General features: G+C 48.5%; 2 protein-coding genes. Both read left to right on the top strand.

What is annotated here, in order from left to right; all coding sequences use genetic code 11:
* A partial coding sequence (locus R8O10_RS26430; RefSeq protein WP_318130902.1) for a flagellar basal body rod C-terminal domain-containing protein occupies positions 1 to 131 on the top strand: 131 nt, incomplete at its 5' end.
* Positions 131 to 586 (top strand): flagellar hook capping FlgD N-terminal domain-containing protein (locus R8O10_RS26425; RefSeq protein WP_318192125.1); only part of this gene is annotated, 456 nt, incomplete at its 3' end. The genes R8O10_RS26430 and R8O10_RS26425, both read left to right, overlap by 1 nt.

The following is a 586-nucleotide window of genomic DNA, read 5'->3' as shown; positions in this document are numbered from 1 at the left end:
CAGACATCGACGTGGTTGCGGAAATGGCGGACATGATGTCAGCGACTCGCAGCTTCGAAACGAACGTGGAAGTGTTGGCAAATGTGAAAAGCATGCAGCAAGGCTTGCTTCGTTTAGGGCAGGGTAGCTAATGAGTCTTGCACAGTACACGGCATTATCGTCGGACGCTCCAGTTAAAGCGGCAGCAAAAGAAAACAGTGGCATTGCGCCAAACCCAACGGATAAGAACAGCGCGTCTTCACTTCAAAATGAGTTCATCTCTTTGATGGTGGCGCAAATTCAAAACCAAGATCCGTTAAACCCGTTAGATGGCACAGAATACGTCGGTCAGTTGGCGCAGTTCTCTCAAGTTCAAAGTACCGAGAACATGTCGAAGGTCATGCAAAACAGCATGGTGCTACTCGACAACATGCAAGTGCTATCGACCGCCGGTTTGGTTGGTCAAACGGTTTACGTGAATTCAAAAGAATTCGAACTGGGTGATGGTGCGCAAAACGGCAAAATCGAACTGAGTCACGGTTCAAACCAAGTGACTTTAGTTGTGAAGGATCAGTTCGGTCAGAAGACGAACGTACCACTTGGCGCT

The organism is Vibrio sp. 1727 (genome assembly GCF_033344415.1).
Classification (GTDB): domain Bacteria; phylum Pseudomonadota; class Gammaproteobacteria; order Enterobacterales; family Vibrionaceae; genus Vibrio; species Vibrio alginolyticus.
Note: the sequence above shows the minus strand (reverse complement) of the source record. Positions and strands in the feature narration are given on the sequence as shown.